At 46.2% G+C, this 19923-nt stretch carries 19 protein-coding genes and 2 tRNA genes; 6 read left to right on the forward strand and 15 right to left on the reverse strand.

The window, feature by feature from the left end:
- The coding region (locus IT393_00935) for a hypothetical protein (GenBank protein MCC7201224.1) at positions 1-270 on the forward strand (270 nt) is incomplete at its 5' end.
- 88 nt (positions 271-358) lie between these two features.
- Here the strand turns inward: IT393_00935 and IT393_00940 are convergent.
- From IT393_00940 to IT393_00990, 11 genes are all read right to left on the reverse strand, one after another.
- Positions 359-434, reverse strand: a tRNA-Lys gene (locus tag IT393_00940).
- A gap of 165 nt (positions 435-599) precedes the next feature.
- Positions 600-675: transfer RNA gene (locus IT393_00945), tRNA-Arg, on the reverse strand.
- A 153-nt stretch (positions 676-828) separates the two neighbouring features.
- A complete protein-coding gene (locus IT393_00950) occupies positions 829-1896 on the reverse strand; it encodes an FAD:protein FMN transferase (protein MCC7201225.1) in 1068 nt (355 codons plus the stop codon).
- Positions 1897-1898: 2 nt separating this feature from the next.
- Positions 1899-3020 carry an ABC transporter permease gene (locus IT393_00955; GenBank protein ID MCC7201226.1) on the reverse strand — a complete coding sequence of 374 codons (1122 nt, stop codon included), beginning with the start codon at positions 3018-3020 and terminating at the stop codon, positions 1899-1901.
- 10 nt (positions 3021-3030) lie between these two features.
- The gene (locus IT393_00960; GenBank protein MCC7201227.1) at positions 3031-4032 is read right to left on the reverse strand and encodes an ATP-binding cassette domain-containing protein; all 1002 of its coding nucleotides are present in this window, start codon (positions 4030-4032) and stop codon (positions 3031-3033) included.
- Between the two features lie 5 nt (positions 4033-4037).
- Positions 4038-5075, reverse strand: coding sequence for an efflux RND transporter periplasmic adaptor subunit (locus IT393_00965; protein MCC7201228.1), 1038 nt, complete (start codon positions 5073-5075; stop codon positions 4038-4040).
- A complete protein-coding gene (gene pyk / locus IT393_00970) occupies positions 5072-6499 on the reverse strand; it encodes a pyruvate kinase (GenBank protein ID MCC7201229.1) in 1428 nt (475 codons plus the stop codon). Before pyk ends, IT393_00965 begins: the two co-directional genes overlap by 4 nt.
- 10 nt (positions 6500-6509) lie before the next feature.
- Positions 6510-7673 (reverse strand): branched-chain amino acid ABC transporter permease, encoded by a 1164-nt coding sequence (locus IT393_00975; GenBank protein ID MCC7201230.1) that lies wholly within the window; start codon positions 7671-7673, stop codon positions 6510-6512.
- Positions 7673-8575, reverse strand: a complete 903-nt coding sequence (locus tag IT393_00980) for a branched-chain amino acid ABC transporter permease (GenBank protein ID MCC7201231.1) — start codon at positions 8573-8575, stop codon at positions 7673-7675. The genes IT393_00975 and IT393_00980 overlap by 1 nt, the downstream gene beginning before the upstream one ends.
- A gap of 3 nt (positions 8576-8578) precedes the next feature.
- Positions 8579-9718 (reverse strand): branched-chain amino acid ABC transporter substrate-binding protein, encoded by a 1140-nt coding sequence (locus IT393_00985; GenBank protein MCC7201232.1) that lies wholly within the window; start codon positions 9716-9718, stop codon positions 8579-8581.
- Positions 9719-9803: 85 nt separating this feature from the next.
- A complete protein-coding gene (locus IT393_00990) occupies positions 9804-10088 on the reverse strand; it encodes a hypothetical protein (GenBank protein ID MCC7201233.1) in 285 nt (94 codons plus the stop codon).
- A 110-nt stretch (positions 10089-10198) separates the two neighbouring features.
- Here IT393_00990 and IT393_00995 point away from each other — a divergent pair, with 110 nt between their 5' ends.
- From IT393_00995 to IT393_01005, 3 genes are all read left to right on the forward strand, one after another.
- Entirely contained in the window at positions 10199-11554 is a 1356-nt protein-coding gene (locus tag IT393_00995) for a Trk family potassium uptake protein (protein MCC7201234.1), read from the forward strand.
- A 7-nt stretch (positions 11555-11561) separates the two neighbouring features.
- Positions 11562-12248: a TrkA family potassium uptake protein gene (locus tag IT393_01000; protein MCC7201235.1), complete on the forward strand. Its 687-nt coding sequence runs from the start codon at positions 11562-11564 to the stop codon at positions 12246-12248.
- Positions 12249-12334: 86 nt separating this feature from the next.
- Positions 12335-13678 (forward strand): HlyC/CorC family transporter, encoded by a 1344-nt coding sequence (locus IT393_01005; protein ID MCC7201236.1) that lies wholly within the window; start codon positions 12335-12337, stop codon positions 13676-13678.
- A gap of 199 nt (positions 13679-13877) precedes the next feature.
- On the opposite strand, the gene IT393_01010 is transcribed toward IT393_01005, so the two are convergent.
- The 4 genes from IT393_01010 to IT393_01025 are packed head-to-tail and all read right to left on the reverse strand — an operon-like array spanning position 13878 to position 17573.
- The gene (locus IT393_01010) at positions 13878-14732 is read right to left on the reverse strand and encodes an aminotransferase class IV (GenBank protein ID MCC7201237.1); all 855 of its coding nucleotides are present in this window, start codon (positions 14730-14732) and stop codon (positions 13878-13880) included.
- Entirely contained in the window at positions 14726-16042 is a 1317-nt protein-coding gene (locus IT393_01015) for a DUF1015 domain-containing protein (GenBank protein ID MCC7201238.1), read from the reverse strand. Before IT393_01015 ends, IT393_01010 begins: the two co-directional genes overlap by 7 nt.
- Before the next feature lie 11 nt (positions 16043-16053).
- Positions 16054-16572, reverse strand: a complete 519-nt coding sequence (gene amrA / locus IT393_01020) for an AmmeMemoRadiSam system protein A (GenBank protein ID MCC7201239.1) — start codon at positions 16570-16572, stop codon at positions 16054-16056.
- Between the two features lie 14 nt (positions 16573-16586).
- Complete coding sequence (locus IT393_01025; protein MCC7201240.1) at positions 16587-17573, reverse strand: polyprenyl synthetase family protein; 987 nt, start codon at positions 17571-17573, stop codon at positions 16587-16589.
- 80 nt (positions 17574-17653) lie between these two features.
- On the opposite strand from IT393_01025, the gene ubiE reads away from it, so the two are divergent.
- Both ubiE and IT393_01035 read left to right on the forward strand, forming a co-directional pair.
- Positions 17654-18376, forward strand: a complete 723-nt coding sequence (gene ubiE / locus IT393_01030) for a bifunctional demethylmenaquinone methyltransferase/2-methoxy-6-polyprenyl-1,4-benzoquinol methylase UbiE (GenBank protein ID MCC7201241.1) — start codon at positions 17654-17656, stop codon at positions 18374-18376.
- Positions 18377-18388: 12 nt separating this feature from the next.
- Positions 18389-19867: a radical SAM protein gene (locus IT393_01035; GenBank protein ID MCC7201242.1), complete on the forward strand. Its 1479-nt coding sequence runs from the start codon at positions 18389-18391 to the stop codon at positions 19865-19867.
- The last annotated feature ends 56 nt before the right edge of the window (positions 19868-19923 follow it).

Raw genomic sequence — 19923 nt, forward strand, 5'->3', positions numbered from 1 at the left:
ACAACCGGAAGCGGCCTTGGCTATCAGATCACAACCGACTTTACGCCTTACAGGGGATACCCGGAGCTTGCGCAGGGCGATGCTGACGCCGCAGACTGGATAACGAATGCACTCCGTAAGATAGACCGGGATATAGGGACAGGCGTAATCGGTGGAGGCACTTCCACGAGCGCCACGGCAGGTAGCCAGACGTTGCCGTCCAATCCGGCTGGTTTTGTCAACGTGATTATTGCTGGAGTGGCAAGGAAGATACCGTATTATAATGTATGATTTAGTGTGACAATTTTTCTTATGTTTGCAAATGTTTGCATATTCAAGAAAAAGGGCAGGGAGATACCACCCAACCCCTTGATAATTCTGGTGGGCCGTGGAGGGATCGAACCTCCGACCCGCTGATTAAGAGTCAGCTGCTCTACCAACTGAGCTAACGGCCCCAAGAAAAAAATTGCTGCGCAATTTTTTTCACTTATAGATTATAGCCAATAGCTTGTAGCTATAAGCTATTATAGTCATGACACTTGTTAGTTTACACAAATTAAGCCCTGCAGCTATTAGCCATTTGCTTTAAGCTACAGGTGGATTTGCCTTAGGCAAATCCCTGGCGCGCCTGAGAGGAATTGAACCTCCAACACACGGCTCCGGAGGCCGTTGCTCTATCCGTTGAGCTACAGGCGCCCTAAGAAAAAATTGTGCTTCAATTTGTTCACTTGTGGCATATAGCCTATCGCAGCTATTAGCTATATGCTGTATGCTATTAGTGAATCTGCCGCAGGCAGATTCCTGGCAGCTGATATAATACAATAAAGCCTCATATAATTTCAAGATATATCATTTTGCAAGCTCAATCTTTATATCAGGATTATCTTTGAGGCCGGGTGACAGCCAGATGCTGCCGTCCTCGCGTACTATTACCGCTTCCACACCTTTCAGCCTTTCGATCATCTTTATTCCTGCAGCCGGTCCCATTGCAAAAATGGCTGTGGACAGGGCATCTGTAGTGGTGGAGTCCTTTGCGATGATTGACACGCTCTGAAATCCCTCCGAAGGATAGAGCGTTTCAGGTGACAGGATATGGTGATACCGGACGCCATTTTTTATGAAATACCTCTCATAATCCCCTGATGTTGATATTGACATGTCAGAAAGATGGACACTGGCAATCGTACTATCTTTCTTTCGGGGATGTATTATCCCTATTGTCCATTTGCTGCCATCCGGCTTCTTCCCAATGGCATGAAGATCTCCTGCGACTGCAATTATTCCTGAGTGTATGCCATGTGCACTTAAAATATTATGTGCGTAGTCAGCAGCAATGCCTTTCCCTATGCCGCCCAGATTTATCCGCATCCCTTTCCTTGTCAGAAAGATTGTCCCGCTCGTTACATCTAACCTGACATTATGATAATCTATCAGTGGTCTTGCGGCGGCTAATTCTTCAGGCGCTGGTATTTTATGTGATTCAGTTACATTCCATAAGTCTATCACAGGTCCAATTGCTATATTGAATGCGCCGCCTGAGGCTTCAGCAAATTCAAGCGATCTGTTTACAGCCAGTATGAGGTCGTTATGCACTTTAACAGGGTGAAGGCCTGCTGCGGCATTAACCTTTGAGATGTCCGACTCAGGCATGTATGTGCTCATGATGGTTTCAAGCCTGCGGATCTCATTGAACGCCGCAGAGATGGCTTCATCTGCTGTCTTTTCGTCTCTTGCAGCGACCGTAATCTCTACGACTGTACCCATCAGGAGCTGTGAGCGTTTGTAGATATGGAGTGTGGGATTGCAGCCAGGGCCGGCCATCTGGAGCAGAAGCAGGAAAACGATTAAAATTACGGATTGCAGCCTGAGCTTTGAAGTCAGAAGTTTTGACTTGGCAGATGAACAGAGATTATTCATGTCTACAATTCCCTCTTGTATGTCAGTGTTGCTATTGTCAGTGTGGAAACGGCAAAGATGGCAAGAAATACAAAGTCTGTTTCAATTCCCCTGAAAGTAACCCCCTTGAAGAGCAGGGATTTCAAGGCATGGACGGAGTATGTCTCCGGGTTTATCAGTGAGAAAGTCTTAAGCCATCCCGGGAAACTCTCTACCGGGTATATGGCGCCGCTTGGGAAAAAAAAGATGACGTTCAGAAAACCTCCCAAAACACCTACTATGCGCGGATGGTTTGCCCGCCCCAGTATAACGAACATCAGCCCCAGCAGGCCAAGCGTGGTAAGAATAATGATCAGTAAAATCGAAAGAAAAGAGTAGAGCGTAAGGATCTTCCAGAGATATACACCTGAAATGAGGGTGCCAAAAAAAAGTACAAGGACCGCAATTGCAGTTGTGATAATCACTCCGCTCGTCACGAGACCGATTACGATATCGCGCTTTGTAAGGGGAGTCAGAAGGTAGCTCTCCTCAATGCCGAGGAATTTGTCCATTACTGTGTTGAATGCCCCCGTTGTGATAGTGCCAAGGAAAATAGCCATTATTACCACACCGGGGATAAGACTCTGGTCATAGTCAACCTTACGGTAGAGCTCTACATTCCTGATAATGACCTGATCACTCTTTTCTCTGACCGTAATAAACCTGGCATCAATGCCTGCTGTCGCAGACATGATTGCAGCCCTCAGTGTTTCTGATGCAATTGTTTCTGTATTATCAAGGAACAACCCGACCTCACTTCTCCCCCCTTTTACGGCATTTCTGCTGAAGTCAGGCGGCAGAATAAGTACCCCCTTGTATCTGCCGTCTTTAATCCCTTTTAAGGCATTTCCCTGATCGACCTCATATGTTACTCTGATGGTTCGGGGACCTGATTCCACGGCCTGAAGCAGCTCTGTCATGCGTCTTGCATATGGCCCCTTATCCATGTCCACTACGGCGAGCGACAGGTTTTTTAACTGACCCTGGAATGAGTTGCCAAGTATTACGAGATACAGGGTAGGCATTAGTATGCTTGAAAGCACAACCAGGGGATTTCGAATAAACCTTCTGAGATCTCTTTCTACAACTGCAAGCAGTGGAATCATTCAATCGTTCCTATCTTCCCCATTTTTGCGGCACCCCGGCCCCTATCAGAAAACTAACCCTGCGTGCCTCTTCTTCCCTGATGGGTCTTCCGGTGTAATGGATAAATACATCTTCCAATGTCTGTTGTTTAAGGAGAACAGACATTACACGGCCGCCGGCATCTGCTATTTTACTGACAAGCAGGGGGATTGCCCGGGCTCCGTTATCAACGGATATCCGCAGGGCTCCTTCAGAAGCTGCGGCTGAATGCACAAAGCCAAGGGTCTTTATCTCATCTATAGCCTTTGTGCTCTCAAGTTCCGCAACAGTAATCTCTATGATATCCTTGTCCGGTAATTGTCTCTTGAGGCCTGGAATCGTGTCTATGGCCACTATCTTCCCGGAATCTATTATTGCTATGCGTTCACAGAGCAGCTCAGCCTCTTCCATGTAGTGCGTGGTAAGGAGGATGGTGAGGCTGTCTTCACTGCGGAATTTCCCGAGAAGCTCCCACACGACATGCCTGCTCTGCGGGTCCAGGCCTATGGTGGGTTCATCCAATATGAGAATGGATGGTTTATGAACGAGTCCCTTTGCTATTTCAAGCCTTCTCCTCATCCCTCCCGAGTATGTGGCAACAAGGTCGTTCATTCGCTCTTTCAATCCGACGAGCTCGAGAAGGTAGCCTGTCCTCTCACCCCTCTCCTTTCGCGGCATATCGTAGAATCTTGCATATATATCCATATTCTCAAGGCCTGTAAGGTCCAAATCACTGGTCATGGCCTGGGGGACCACGCCTATTAATTTTCTGACAGCGACCTTTTCCCGCTCCACATCCCTGCCCAATACCTGTGCCCTGCCTGAAGTCGGGTTCATAAGAGTGGTAAGTATCCTTATCAGGGTGGTTTTCCCTGCACCGTTGGGCCCGAGGAGTCCGAATACCTCTCCTTCTTCTATAGTGAAGGATGCGCTGTCAAGTGCAGTGATAGTGCCGAACTTTTTTACGAGTTCAGTTACTTTGATTGCTTTCATTATATTTATGGCAGGAACTTTACAGCCACCGTCATTCCAGGCTTCAGGAGTCCGTCAGGCTTTATAATTCCGACCTTTATCCGGAAGGTCTGTATGTCCTGCCTCCCCCTTGAGACATCACGCTGTGTGGCGAACCCTGCCTCTCTGCCTATCTCTGCCACCTTACCGTCAAATGTCTTATCCGGCAGTGCCTCTGTGCTGACAACGGCGTTGCTGCCGAGCCTTATCCTGCCGATGTCCGTTTCCTCCACATCCGCCCTTGCCCAGATCTTCTGCATATCATGGATTGTGTAAATGGTCTTTCCCGGTGTGGCAGATTCCCCTGTCTCAAATGCCTTGTATGTTATTACGCCGCTGACAGGGGATGAAATGATGGATTTCTTTAACAGGGTCTCTGCCAGATGAAGTCTTGCCTCTGCCTCATTTATGGATGCCTTTGCTGATGATACCTGTGCCTTTGCACTTTTAACACCAGCCATTGCGGTTGAAAGGGCTGCTTCCTCGCTGGCCTTTCCCGATACGGCAGCGCTGACCTGCGCTGTTGTTGAGTCAAAAAGTGTCTTTATGGAATCGAGATCCTTTTTTGCCGCATATCCGTCACGGAACAGTTGATTGATGCGGTTAAAGTTTTCCTTAGCATCCTCATTTATTGCCGTGGTACTGTCAATTTCCGATTGTGCCGCACGAACCGCTGCCTTCGCGCTTTCAACCCTGGCCATGGAATTCTCGAGATTGGCACGCGCCTCTTCATGTCTTGCCACTGCCCCTGCCACAACGGCCCGTCCTTCACTGGTTCTTGCAGCAAGTTCACGGTCATAAAGCCTTGCCAGGATGTTACCCTTCTTCACTGCAGCACCTTCTTCGCAGCAGAGCCATTCAATCTTTTCCTGAATTTCCGGACTGATGTCAACCTCTGTTGCCTCAATGATGCCTGTGGCCATTAGTGATGAATTGGTCCTGTTCACGCTGTTTTGCAGGTTGTACAACAGGACAACGATGATGAATACAATGATTAATGCAAGAATGATTAATTTCTTTTTCATTCGTCCTGTCTAATCTGATGTATCATCAGCATATTGGTTGAACCTGCAACACCCCATGGCACCCCAAGCGTTATAATGACCGTGTCCCCGCGCTTTGCGAGTCCTGTCTCCAGGAGTTTTTGCTCAACGCCGTTAATCATGGCATCAGTGTTTTCCCTGAGTTCCACAAGGACGCCCCTTACTCCCCAGTAGAGAGAGAATCGTTTAAGGATCGGCGGTGTGTGCGTAACGCCGATTATAGGGATGCGGGGCCTGTATTTTGATATGATTCGTGCAGTCCCGCCTGATTTTGTGAAAGCGACGATTGCCGTTGCATTTATGTCAAGGGCTGTATAATAAACTGCATGGGCTATAGCGTGTTCTGAATCTCCCCATACCTTGACCTCCTCAGGCACTGTCTTCAGATTTTTAAAGAGCCGGACTTCAGTGGCGGCTGCAATCCGGTTCATCATTGAGACGGCTTCAACCGGATATTTACCGACAGCCGTCTCTCCGGACAACATTATTGCGTCTGTGCCGTCAACGATGGCATTGGCAACGTCTGACGCCTCAGCCCTTGTTGGTCTCGGGTTGTGTATCATGGATTCAAGCATCTGTGTGGCAGTAATTACAGGAATGCCTTCTTCATTGCATCTGCGTATAATCTCTTTTTGTATGATAGGGACCTCTTCAGGAGGCAGTTCGACACCGAGGTCGCCCCTTGCTACCATTACGCCGTCTGCAACCTTTAATATCTGATCCAGGTTATCAACAGCCTCAGGCTTTTCAATCTTGGCGATTACCGGTATTGATGCGCCTTCCCTTTTCAGGATGTTTTTTACGGAGGCAACATCATCTGCGTTCCTGATAAATGAGATGGCGACATAATCCACCCCCTCCCGTATGCCTGTCAGCAGGTCATCCCTGTCTTTGTCTGTAAGGCTTGGTACTGAAAGTTGTGCCCCCGGGACATTGATCCCCTTTTTTTCCGTTAGCCGCCCGCCCCTTATAATGTTGCATATGATATCCGTTTTGGTGGTTTTCTGCACCTCGAGCTCAAGGAGTCCGTCATCCAGCAGGATGCGGGATCCTGCTGAAATTTCCTGCGGGAGAGGGGTGTAGTTAGTGGATACCTCGCGTTCATTTCCTGTGATATCCCTTGTGGTAATGGTGAAAGTTGAGCCTTCCTCAAGATATACGGCATCCTTATCCAGTTTGCCTATGCGAATCTTGGGGCCTTGTAAGTCAAGCAGGATGCCGATGTCTTTGCCTGCCTTATAAGATGCTATGTTAACATTGGAAATCAGGCTGTGGTGATCTTCCGTAGTGCCATGTGAAAAGTTAAGGCGCGCAATATCCATGCCTGCCCTGATCAGTTGTTCTATAGTCTCGGTTGTATTGCTTGCCGGTCCCAGTGTTGCAACTATCTTTGTTCTGCAGTCCATGTCTTTAACCTCATGTCCTTTCTTCGGAAGGCATCAATTCTATTTTTCTTCTCGGATTGCCTATTAAACCCTGTGGTCTGAAAATCATCATCAGCGTCATTGCACCTCCAAAGGCGAGCATGCGGTAATCATGAAATCCCCTGAATACCTCAGGTAATATAATGAGCAGTGCGACACCAATTATAACACCGGTTATGCTGCCCATTCCACCAAGGACTACCATTGAGAGGACAAGCACTGTTTCAAAAAAGGTGAAACTCTCCGGAGAAATGAATGAGTATCTGCCGGCAAAGAAGACGCCTGCCAGGCCTGCCCAGGATGCACCAAGGGTAAAGGCCAGTATCTTCATATACGTTACATTTATCCCCATGGCAGATGCGGCTGTTTCATCTTCCCTCATGGCTATCCATGCGCGCCCTATCCGTGAATTATTGATGCGGTTTATTACAAAAACAGCCAGCGCTGCAATGAATATTATCAGATAATAGAAGTGTGCCGGACTTGAAAACGTGAAGCTTCCGATAGATGGGGGTTCTATGCCAAGTATGCCGTTGGGCCCGTTGGTAAGTCCGTCCCAGTTGTTTAGTACCAGGTGAACTATCATGAGGAATCCTAGGGTTACGATAGCGAGATAGTCCCCCCTCAGGCGGAGCGTAATAATGCCGAGGACTGTTCCGCACAGGGCCGACAGCAGCGCCCCTGTTATTAAGGCCGGCCAGAAGGGTATTCCAAGTTGTGTATTCAAAATGCCGTAGGAGTATGCGCCCACGGCATAAAAGGCAATATAGCCAAGGTCAAGAAGTCCGGCAATGCCCACGACTATATTGAGGCCAAGGGCGAGAACCGTGTATATTCCGGCAATTGTCAGCACATCTATATAGTAATTATTCATGAACAGCGGCATGACAATAAACAATAAGAGAACCAGTAAGGTTGCCCCTGTTTTTATTTGCGGTCTGCCGGCAAACGAGTGAATGTTGTTTGTGCTGCGCTGAATATCAGACGAGATACGCCTGCCTTTGTCAGATTTTACATAATTATTTATTACAGAGAAGAGGATAAACCCGGCAAGAATGATGCAGCCGCCGATTACTGCCTTCGTTATCCCCATAAACGGGAGCATCAGGAAGGCAGACCATACAGGTATGATCAGTGTTCTTTTATAATTTATCATTATACCTTCTCCGGAATACGCTCTCCAAGCAGGCCTGTTGGCCTGAAGATAAGGATCAGGATAAGCACAATGAATGCAAATGCATCCTTATATTCGCTTGATATATATGCAGCCCCAAGGCTTTCCAGAATACCCAGAAGAAATCCCCCGAGTACTGCCCCCTGTATATTCCCGATTCCGCCTAATACGGCTGCTGTAAATGCCTTGATGCCGGCCACATAGCCCATGTAGAAATTAATAAGGCCGTAGTACATGGCGACCATTATGCCTGCCGATGCAGCGAGTACTGAGCCGGTTATAAAAGTCACAACGATAACCGCATCTATGTCCATCCCGAGGAGAGACGCCATTTTCTTATCCTGTGCCGTTGCGCGCATCGCCATGCCGAGCCTGGTTTTTTTCATGAACGCCTGAAGCGCGACCATTAGTATTACTGATGATATTATGATAAAACCCTGCAGATACGTAAGAACTGATGAACCGATAGTCAAGCTCCCTGAAGGAAAAACATTAGGGAAAATCCTGTCAGCAGAACCCTGGCTCAGCATTACATAATTCTGCAGGAAGATGGACATGCCTATCGCGGAAATAAGCGAGGATAATCTCGGCGCATGGCGGAGCGGACGATAAGCAATCTTCTCAAGTGTAAGCCCGTATGCGGCGCAGTATATAATAGTTACAATGCCTGCTATTACAAGGGAAAGGAGAAGGCTCGTTGCTGTAAATCCCGTAAATGTAAGAAATGACAGGGTAACTATTGCTGCATAAGCCCCCAGCATATATATCTCGCCATGGGCAAAGTTGATTAGTTCAAGTATCCCATACACCATTGTGTAGCCGAGTGCAATCAGGGCATAGACAGCGCCAAGTGTGATGCCGTTGATTAGCTGCTGCAGAAGCATTTCTTATCTTGCATTCTCCGATGGTTTCCAATGCTCTGCAAATTTGCCGTTTTTTATCACCCAAACTATGTAAGGAGCCCTCAGGACGTCGCCTTTTACATCCCACTGAAGTTCACCAAGGGCGCCTGAGTGTTTCATGTTGTGAATCGCCCTGCTGATCTTTTCCCCGTCAATGCCCCGGGTCCCTGCAATAGCCTGCAACAGTATGTTTGCAGCATCATAGGCATAAATAGAATATGGGCCGGTTTCCCCATATGCGGCACTGTAAGAGCTGAGGAAGTTTTTGGCGCTTTTAATATTTGCAGGGTCAGGGCTGAATGTAAGATAACTGCCTTCTGAGGATGTCCCTGCAATGTCTATGAGTTTCTGATCTATTGATCCATCTCCGCTCATGAAGGGGACATTGATGCCAAGTTCTCTGGCCTGTTTTATCAGCAGGCCCCCCTCAGGATAGATTCCTCCGAAATAGAGTAACTGGGGCTTCTTATCCCTCATGGTTGTCAGGACAGATCTGAAGTCCTTGTCGCCCTGAATAATCCCCGTATAATAAACAACCTCAACCTTATTTCCAAGGGCCTTTTTAAACTCGTCTGCGAGCCCCTGGCCGTATGTGGTCTTATCATGTATTACTGCAACTTTTTTGAGTTTTAGGACGTCTGAGACAAAAATGGCAGCAATAAGGCCCTGCTGGTCGTCCCTGCCGCAGACGCGGAATACATATTCAAAGCCCTGTTCTGTCAACCGGGGGTTGGTTGATGCAGGGGTAATCATGGGAACTTTTGATTTGTTGTAAACTGCAGATGCCGGTATTGATGCGCTGCTGTTGAAGTGTCCTATTACACCTGCTACACCGGCGTTTACCAGCTTGTTGGCGACCAAAACTGCCTGCTTGGGGTCATGCTGGTCATCCTCTGCAAGGAGTTCTATCTTTTTGCCAAGCACCCCGCCCCTGTCATTCCACTCTTTTACCGCCAGTTCCACCCCGTGTTTGACATCCAACCCCATCTTGCTCTGGTCTCCGGTCATAGGACCAACGACTCCTATCCTGACAGCAGCCTCTTTTTTGGAGCAACTGTTAATTGTAAACAGTGATAGCGCCAAAACAAGGATTAGTTTACCAAAGGCTGTAAATCTTTTTTCCATTGAACTCTCCTATTCTATCGTAACCTGCTGTTTTTCCTAAATTACACATATCATTATTTAATGTCAAGAAAAAGGGGACGGATTGTCAACTTAGCATGATTTTCTTTGTACGTGCTGAATTTTGCAAAACAACAATGGCCTGGTGAAGGCGCTGAAGCCTCATGTTTCGGTTGCGCATGGCTGTCTGGTCATGAAGGGGAAATTTCTCAGCGCGTATATTGGTCTGCAGTCTCCGCATCTGAGTGAATAAATCCTTGTAGGTGTCTGCCGGGAAGTCTTTGAGGATAAGTGGGTTCAGGTATAAATAACCCTCTGCAATGTCAGAAGCAACAGCAGCCAGGCTCTTTCCTCTGACAATATTATCTTGCATATTCCCATAATTAGCATGTTGCTTAAATATAGTCAATTGGTTAAACAGGCGCTGTCCCTTTTTAGCCTTGACTCACAGGCTTATCTTATATAGTATGGTGGCAGCCTCAAATGAAGAGCCCTTTTAAGAACTGGACGCCGTCTCAGATACTGGCTGGCGGCTTTTTTGCGCTTATTTTAGTTGGCACGCTATTTCTTGCCCTCCCGTTTTCATCATCCAGTGGAGAAAGTATTGGTTTACTTGACGCCTTTTTTACATCAGTCTCATCTGTCTGTGTTACAGGCCTGATTGTTAAAGATACGCCGGCAGACTTCTCGCTCTTCGGACAGGTCATAATAATGCTGCTCGTGCAGGCAGGCGGTCTTGGATATATGACGTCTGCCAGTGTAATCTACCTCATTGCAGGAAAGCGGATTGGCCTTGCTGAAAGGCTTATCATGAGGGAGAGCCTGAATGTCCTTTCAATGGAAGGGCTGGTCCGGTTTACAAAGGGTGTTTTATTTATCACCCTTATAATTGAAGGAGTTGCCGCTCTTATACTCTCAATCAGGTTTGCCGGTGATTATCCGTTTCTCAAGGCCTTGTATTTTGGTGTGTTCCATTCCGTAACGTCTTTTAATAATGCCGGTTTTTCCCTCTTTCCCGGTAATTTAATGGTATACAGGGATGACATTGTGGTGAATTCTGTAATTATGTCAAATATAATATTAGGCGGGATAGGATTCATAATATTCAGTGACCTATACAGATTCTTTAAGAAAGAGATACAAAATCTCTCTCTCCATACCAAACTGACCATTACAACCACGTTTCTGCTCATACTGGCTGGTGCAGTCCTTATATTTATATTCGAGAGTTCCGGTTCGACTAAAACGGTACAGGGGGCGTCATTGGGGGATAAGGTGCTTGTATCGTTATTTCAGTCAGTCAGTGCAAGGACAGCAGGATTTAATACAGTGAACATTGGTGATATGGCCAACGACTCCCTGTTTGTATTAATAATCCTTATGATAATAGGCGCCTCCCCCGGCAGTACCGGCGGCGGGATTAAGACAACTACTTATGCAATAATGATGGTTGCCCTGTGGTCAGCCATCCGTGGAAGGCAGGATGTTACTGTATTCAGGAGAAGGATATCGGTTGAACTTGTGGCAAAGGCATTTCTCTTGACAACCATGGTTACGATAATCATAATAACCGCTACTACTTTATTGCTCTTGACAGAAAACAGAAGCTTTATCCAGACGTTGTTTGAAGTGTCCTCGGCATTTGGGACAGCAGGTCTTTCAACAGGGGACGGCGGTGTCCTTAGTCTGTCAGGTGTTTTTTCTGCGGCAGGAAAGATTATTATCTCAATTACTATGTATGCAGGCCGTCTTGGACCTTTGTTATTGAGTATTGCGATTGTCAAGGGGCATTATCCTCAGCGTTACAGGTATCCTGAAGGTAAAATTGTAATAGGGTAAAAATAAAATGGCTATACAGGTGGTTGTTATCGGTTTGGGGAGATTTGGATCCAGCGTAGTGGAAACCCTTGCCCAAAAGGGGTGTGAGATCCTTGCCATGGATGTAAATGAGGAGAACGTCAAGGCGATTACCGAACATGCAACTCATGCAGTACAGTGTGATGCCACTGACATCCGGACACTGAAAGAGCTTGGTGTCCAGAACATGGATGTGGCCATTGTCAGTATAGGAGAAGATGTTGAGGCGAGTGTCCTGATTGTCATGGCGCTTAAGGAACTTGGCGTTAAAGAGATCATTGCCAAGGCTGTTACACCTCTTCATACAAAGATACTTGAAAAGCTTGGAGCAACACAGGTTGTGTATCCGGAGCGTGATATGGCAATACGTGTTGCAACCCATATAGTAACGCCCAATATTATTGACAGCCTTATCCTTTCTCCCGAATATTGTATTAGTGAAATACCGGCGCCGAGAAGTTTTATCGGCAAGATGCTGAAAGACACGAATATAAGGACTATGCACAAGGTTAACATAATTGCCATAAAAAGGCGGACGACTGAAATGCAAAAGGGAAAGAGCGTGGTAAAAGAGGTTGTTAATGTTGCACCGGCCGGAGATGATGTCGTAATGGAGGGGGATATCCTTGTATTCCTGGGACGCGAGGATGATATTGAGAAGCTAAGTAGACTTTAGTAATAGGAAGACTGAAGACAATGGTCTCCTACCTTCGGTCTTCAGCCTAATTACATTTATTTCCCCTTTATGTTATAATATAGTCCATGACTGAATTCTGGATTGAAGTAATTCTGATACTGCTTCTGATCCTTGCCAATGGTTTCTTTGCCTGCTCTGAAATAGCCATAATATCTGCCAGGAAGAGCCGCATTAAGCATTTGATGGATAGCGGCAACAAAAAGGCTGAAGTTGTTCACAGGCTTCAGAGTGAACCTGACAAGTTTCTTGCCACTGTCCAGGTTGGCATTACTGTGGTCAGCATGCTTGCAGGCGCTATCGGAGGCGCTGCAGCCATACAAGCCATTAAGCCCATTCTGCAATATGTCCCGGTAGATATTATCAGCAGGTGGAGTGAGGCTATTGCCATTGCACTGGTAGTTATTGTAATTTCATACCTGTCTCTGATCCTGGGAGAGCTTGTTCCCAAGTCACTTGCACTAAGGTTTGCAGAGCCTATAGCATTATTTGTCGGCAAACCAATTCATTATCTGTCCAGGTTTTCATTCATCCTTGTAAGGATTCTTACAAGGTCTACAAATGTATTTCTCCGTCCGTTTGGGAAGATGCCTCCTCCTGAAGGTTCTTTTGTGACTGAAGAAGAGATAAAGATATTCCTTAAAGAGGGCGGCGAAAAGGGTATTTTTGAAAGGACTGAGCAGGAGTTGATTCACAGTGTATTTGAGTTTGTTACTACGACTGCAAAAGAGATAATGGTCCCGCGTCCCAAGATCAAGGCTATTGCCATTGATACACCTCTGGATAAGGTTATAGAGACCGTAGTTGAGTCCGGATTCTCAAGATTTCCCGTGTATGATGGGGGACTAGATGATATCAGGGGGATCCTCTATGAAAAAGACCTGCTCGGAATAAGGGACAGGCTTAAGGAAATAAAATTAAAAGACCTTCTCAGGCCTGTATATTTTGTTCCTGAGACCAAGAAGATAGATGCGCTGCTTAAAGAATTACAGCGGCGCAGGTTGCATATGGCCATCGTTATTAATGAGTATGGAAATGCCGAGGGCCTTGTAACAATGGAGGATGTTATTGAAGAGATCGTCGGTGAGATAGAGGACGAATATGATTTTGAAGACAGACCGGTGAAGATTCTGAAAGACGGGTCAATGATCATAGATGCATCTCTGCCGATCCGGGACCTGATAGACCAGCACAATCTGTCCCTGGAGGTTTCTGAAGAGTATGAGACAATTGCAGGCCTTGTTTTATCTCAGCTTCAGAGAATGCCAAGAGGGGGCGAGATCGTGAAATACGGGGACTATAAGATCACGATAGTTGATATTGAGGGAAAGCGCATTTCAAAGGTTAAGCTTGAGAAGGTTGCAACTGCACCTGATGTTGTTGGAGATAAGCTGCAGGACAAATTTCAATGAATTCACAATATATGGTAGTGCCTGAGCATGGCTGGCGTCATAGAGTGATATTATAACCTCCTGTTTTATCAGATAAATTTCTCCAATTCACATATATGTGGATAAACCTGTCTTACCCTTTCTGTATTCCCTGCAGAAAGACGCATAACCCATTGAAAAATGCGTTGTTGCCTAAAAAACAGGCACGCTTAACGGTGTATCAATATATAGTGGTGCGATATAAGCCGAGTAATGTCAGGGTGATATTTCCGGGGTTGCCGTTTCCAATTTGTTTGTGATTTACGGATGTGACTGGCATAACTTCATAGAGCGTACTCGTAATAAAGCATTCATCTGCTGAAAGAATTTCTTCAGGCCGGAAAGGATATTCCATTAATCTGATATTGTTCTTTTGTGCAAGAGCTGTTACTTGAGACCTGGTTACCCCATCCAGGATTCCGATGCTCAACGGAGCGGTCAGTGCTATTCCATCTTTGACAATAAATATGTTGCTGACTGTCCCTTCTGCAACATAACCGTCTGTGTTGAGCATAAAGGCCTCTGAGGCTCCGGCCCCTTTTGCCTCAATCCTCGCCATTATATTATTGAGAAAATTAAGGGATTTTATCTGGGGATTCAATGCAGATGCAGGTATTCGTATTGTGTTTACTATGACGGCGCTTATCCCCCGTTGATAGGTGTCTTCAGGATACCCGCGGAATTCTCTGGCTGTTATTGTCAGGGTTGGCCCGGAACAGTCTTCAATATCAGGTCCGGGACCTGATTGTCCCCGCGTGATTGTCAGTCTCAGGTATGCATCAGCAAGATTATTCTCACGGAGTGTCTTATACAGGGCATCCTCAAGATAGTCAGAGGTAAAATCATGTTTGATGAGCAGGGATTTTGCAGAACAGAATAGCCTGTTTAAATGATCCCCGGGCCGGAATATCTTTCCTGAGTAGGCCCTGAGGGTTTCAAATACGCCATCTCCATACAGGAATCCACGGTCCAGTACAGAAACCCTTGCTTCTTCCTGCGGGACGAGAGAGCCGTTTAAAAAAATTAACATCAGAATTTGTTAATAACAAGTCCTGTCAGACATTTGGGGTAGAAGTAAGTGGATTTCTGCGGCATACGCTCCCCTGTCTCAGTCACGTCCTTTATCTCTTCTATCTTTGTGGCATTTAGAAGAAATGCCGCCTGGTATTCTCCATCACTGACCTTCTCAATTGAATCATTGAAATCCTTCACATAGAACAGGTTCTCCTGCCGGCTGATGCTCTCTTCTGTAAATCCAAGGATGTCTTCGAGTACAAGGCTCTGAAGTATGGATACATCAAGCCGTCTCCAGGAGAACGGCCTTGCAGATTGTATATTTAAAAGCAGGTCTTCTCCCCTGAGCATAAGCAGTGAATATTTATCTTCTCCTTTTATGTACAGACCGAAGAAGTGGTCCTGTGGACCCGCATCCTTCATGGCACTGAGCAATTTCTTTCTTGCTTCCTGCTCACCGCCATTGGCAAAGTCAAAATCTTTGACAATGAAATATTTCTCCAGCGTATTATACAGGCTGTTAATCCTGTCATCAGTAACCCCGTATACGAGCCTGTGTGTTGGGAGTACTGTAAGTCCGGGTTCATCCATATTGGCAAAGAACATCATAATATAATCATAAGCGCCTTCTCCGGTCTTCTGCCTTGCCTCATTCCTGTAGTTAAGCGATGCCTCATAACGGTGATGGCCGTCAGCAATATATACGGTCTTCCCTTTTAGCTCCTTCTGAACGCTTTCAATTATCGCCGCGTCGCTGACTACCCAGAGCCTGTGCCTGTCGCCGTTGTCATCTACTACATCCGTATCAGGGGGAGCGCCCTTTATGCTTTCTTCAATTATACTGTTTATCTTTCTGTCCGGAGATGAGTAAAGTGAAAAAATAAGGCTGAAATTGGCCTGACATGACCTTAAAAGGTTGAGCCTGTCGGATTTGGGCTTTGACAGGGTATATTCGTGAGGAACAACACTCCCTTTTCCGAATTCCTCAAGCCTGCAGAGCGCTATAAACCCCTTCATTGTTTTCTCTGGTCCGTATTTTGTGTATGAGACCTCGTAAAAATATATTGAAGGTCTATCCTCGCCCGTTAAAATGCGGTTTGACAACCACTGGTTAAAGGTATTTGATGCCCTTGTATAACGGTTGTCCTTTTCTGTATCAGATGGAAATTCTTTTACCAGGTCAAGTTTAATCATATTGTATTCATCCCTGCTGTAGTACATATCCTGCTGGACAGGGGAGATGATATCATATGGAGGGGTCATAACCCTGTTAAAGTCTTTGACCTTTTCCCTGTTATACCTGATTCCTTTGAATGGTATTATGTCAGCCATTGTAATTTCTCCTATTTGTATCTTTTTACTTCAAATCTGAAAAGTTCAACAGGTTCGCGGCCGCCGATACCTGCCTTTCTCTTTGCAATTTCTATCTGATCTTCTGCCGTATCCACCCCTTCTATGTCCGGGAGCAGAAGCCCCCGCTTATAACCCGATTTTACAATCACACCATATCTGCCGGGATCAAGTTCACTGACTGATGTTACGGATTCCGGCGCAGAAAGCACGTCTACTGATATGACGATGTCAGCCAGTTCAGCCTGGGTTACCGGCATGAACCTCGGGTCTTTTGTAGCGGAGCTTATTGCGTTATAAATTAGCTCTTCAGCGACACAGGAGGCCGAGGGTTCAAAGGTTCCGATACATCCCCTGAGCATTCCGCGAATTTTCAAAGATACGAATACACCATGACGTGCCTTCATCTCCGGCGTCAGGTACTCCGGTGTTTTAAGCACCGCGCCATCTTCAAGATACTTCTTAATAGCCTCCCTTGCCAACTGCACAAGCGGGTGATGCGACTCTTCCATTATGGTTTTTTGTGTTATTGTTCCCGTTCCACTACATAGTCAGCTACGGTAAGCAGCGCCTGTAATGGGATGGTGTCCTCAAACAGCGGCAAGCTCTTTTTAGCCTTTTCAACATAAGACCTCGCAATTTCCAGCGAGTATTCAATGACGCCATATTCCTTCATAAGATTCAGGATATAATTCAGGTTTTCTTCTGTGAGCTCAGAATTAGAAATGACCCTTTCTGTCTTTTCTGCGTCATCCTGACTGCACCTCTTCAGGAGTGCGAGGAGGGGGAGGGTAATTTTGCCTTCCTCAAGGTCTTTTCCTACAGATTTACCGAGCTTGGCCTTATTGGCTATGTAGTCCAGAGTGTCATCAGCTAGTTGAAATGCCATTCCAAGATTCCATCCGAATGACTCGAAGTCATTCCTGATTTCGGCAGGACATTCGCCAAGTATGGCGCCTATGCGGCATGCAGCTGCCATTAATGAGGCTGTCTTGTTGCCGATTATCTCAAGGTAGTCTTCTTCTGTTATGCTGAGGTCGCCGTTGAATGCCAGTTGGGCGAGCTCTCCTTTTGCCATCTTCCTTGTTGCCTCTGTAACTGTTTCATTCAGGTCATGATTATGGAAAGATACTATAGTGCACTGCGCCTTGGCGTACAGGTAGTCGCCCACAAGTATGCTTGCCTGATTTCCCCACAACATCCTTGCGGTCTTGTTCCCTCGGCGGGTAGATGCCTCATCTATTACATCATCATGAAAGAGGGTTGCCGCATGTATGAGTTCTATGACACTTGCAAGCTCTGTATGCGATTTGCCTGTGTATCCGGCAAGCCTCGATGTGAGGATCATAAGTAATGGGCGAAAGCGCTTTCCACCACTATTGATAAGGTGAGACCCCATGATGCTTATCAGGGATAGATTGGATTTAAGGTCCGCATGGATCTGATCTTCTACCCTCTGGAGGTCTTCCCTGCAAAGGTCCCATACCTCCGTCATACTGATGTGCGAGTTCACTGGAGTAGCAGTTTTCACGGGGTTATAGTATGGCAGAAGGAAGGTGATTGTCAAGTGTTTAATTTCATATTATAATCAGCATGAATCAAAGGGGGAGTGGCATGAATAAAGAACAGATGGTGCAGAGGATGTTTTCCTCTGCTGCGAAAAAGTATGATATCAATAACACGGTCCTTAGTTTAGGTCAGCATCATTACTGGAAACGTTTTACCATTGACCAGGCAGGTGTTAAAAATGGGGATTGTGTGCTGGATGTCTGTTCAGGCACTGCAGACATGGCCATTTTGCTTGCGAAGAAGGTAGGTCCGTCAGGCAGTGTCGTAGCCGCAGACCTTAATCCTGAAATGCTGAGGATAGGACAGAGAAAGGTTCAGGAAGAGGGCTTGAATGGCGTCATCAGTTGTGTTATCGGGAATGCGGAAGCGCTTCAATTCCGGGATGACAGGTTTGATGCAGTAACAGTTGGATTCGGCGTAAGAAATGTGACAAACATCGAGAATGCATTTTCCGAGATGCTGAGGGTTACAAAACCAGGTGGCCGGGTTGTCTGCCTCGAATTTACACAACCGGCCAGTCCGTTTTTCAGATATATTTATGATTTCTATTCATTTACCCTTCTTCCGGCTATTGGTACTTTAATATCAAAAGATCAGACAGGCATATACCAGTATCTTCCTGATTCAATACGAAAATTCCCGCCGGCAGAAGACCTGCGCAGGCGGATGTTAAAAGTTGGATTTTCGAATGTGTTTTATCATACCTTGTCAGGCGGTATCGTTGCAGTGCATGTAGGTATAAAATAAGCCAAAAGGAAAATGAGTAAAAACTCTGTGTTATACATCTGGCTTCCCTGCAGGAAGGTGTTTCCGGCAGGGCCTGCCTCACTTGCGGCCTATGTCCATCAGAAACGCCCAAATGTACGGCAACGGCTGTTAGACCTTTCCCTGATCAAGAAGAACGAACGCCTCGGGGCGATAAGTGATACGGTTGAGGAGTTTAAACCCGATATTATAGCCTTTTCATGGCGTGATATCCAGATTTACGCCCCGCACGGTCAGGATGATTCACTTGAACTTGCCTTTAATTTTTACTACTCCCCAAACATCTTTAAGAAACTGCTCGCAGGTATCAGGGGTATCAGTATGGTGTTTACATATGAAAATCATCTGAAAGAGAAATTAAAGCTGATTAATAAGACCATCAAAAAATTTCCGGGCAAGACCTGTGTTGTTGGCGGAGGCGCCTTTAGCGTATTCCATAAAGAGATAATTAAGAGCCTGCCTGAGGGAGTAATTGGGGTAATTGGAGAGGGGGAAGATGTCCTTGTCTCACTTATTGACGAAACTGACGTTACAGGCTGCAGAGTTTCGTATAAAAAGTGCGGAGAGGTTTTTACGGGTAGAGGGCAGCGGCCAGTCCCGGTATCAGATCTTACTGTTGACTACCAATATATTGAATCCATATTCCCGCAGGCCCCATCTTATTTTGGAGAAACCATAGGCATACAGACAAAACGGGGGTGTCCGTTTCATTGTGAGTTTTGTCTTTACTCATTTATTGAAGGACATGAAGTCCGGTACAGGGACCCGGCGAGGATAATAGATGAGATGAACTATTTATATTCCAGGTGGAAGGTCCGTAAGATATGGTTTGCCGATGCCCAGTTTATCCCCGGCAGCCACTCCCTACCCCATTGCGCTGCATTACTTGAAGGGATAATAAGGAGTAATCTAAGGATTGAGTGGAGTGGTTATATCCGTACGAGCCTTATAACGCCGGACCTTGCAGAACTTATGGTCTCATCCGGTGTCGGGGACCTTGAGGTTTCTGTCACATCCGGTTCTCAGGCCGTTCTGAATGAGATGAGCATGGGATTCAGGCTTGACAATCTCTATGAAGGCTGCAGGTATCTGAAAAAAGCCGGATATCGCGGCAGGATAATACTCAATTACTCTATAAATGCCCCGGGAGAGACAGAAGAGACACTCCTTGAATCAATCAATTCTTATAAAGCCATTGCAAAGATCATGGGAAGTGAGCAGGTACAGTGTGTTATATTCTTCCTTGGTGTCCAGCCCCATACAGGACTTGAAAGCAGGTTGATTGAAAACGGGTATCTTGGCAGCAATTACGACCCTATTTCACTGAATCCATTTTCTATAAGGAAACTGTTGTATAACCCGCCTCCCCTGGACAGGGTTATAGCACGGTCATGCCTTGATGCCTGGAAAGATGGCGCTGATAGCGGAGAGAAGATACTGTACAACCTTGAAAAGAGGCTTGGCAGGAAATAAATCTGTCCCCTTTTTCTTTTTCGTGCTTTATGTTAGATTATTAATATCGCAGTAAA

This window comes from Nitrospirota bacterium, assembly GCA_020851375.1.
GTDB lineage: Bacteria > Nitrospirota > 9FT-COMBO-42-15 > HDB-SIOI813 > HDB-SIOI813 > RBG-16-43-11.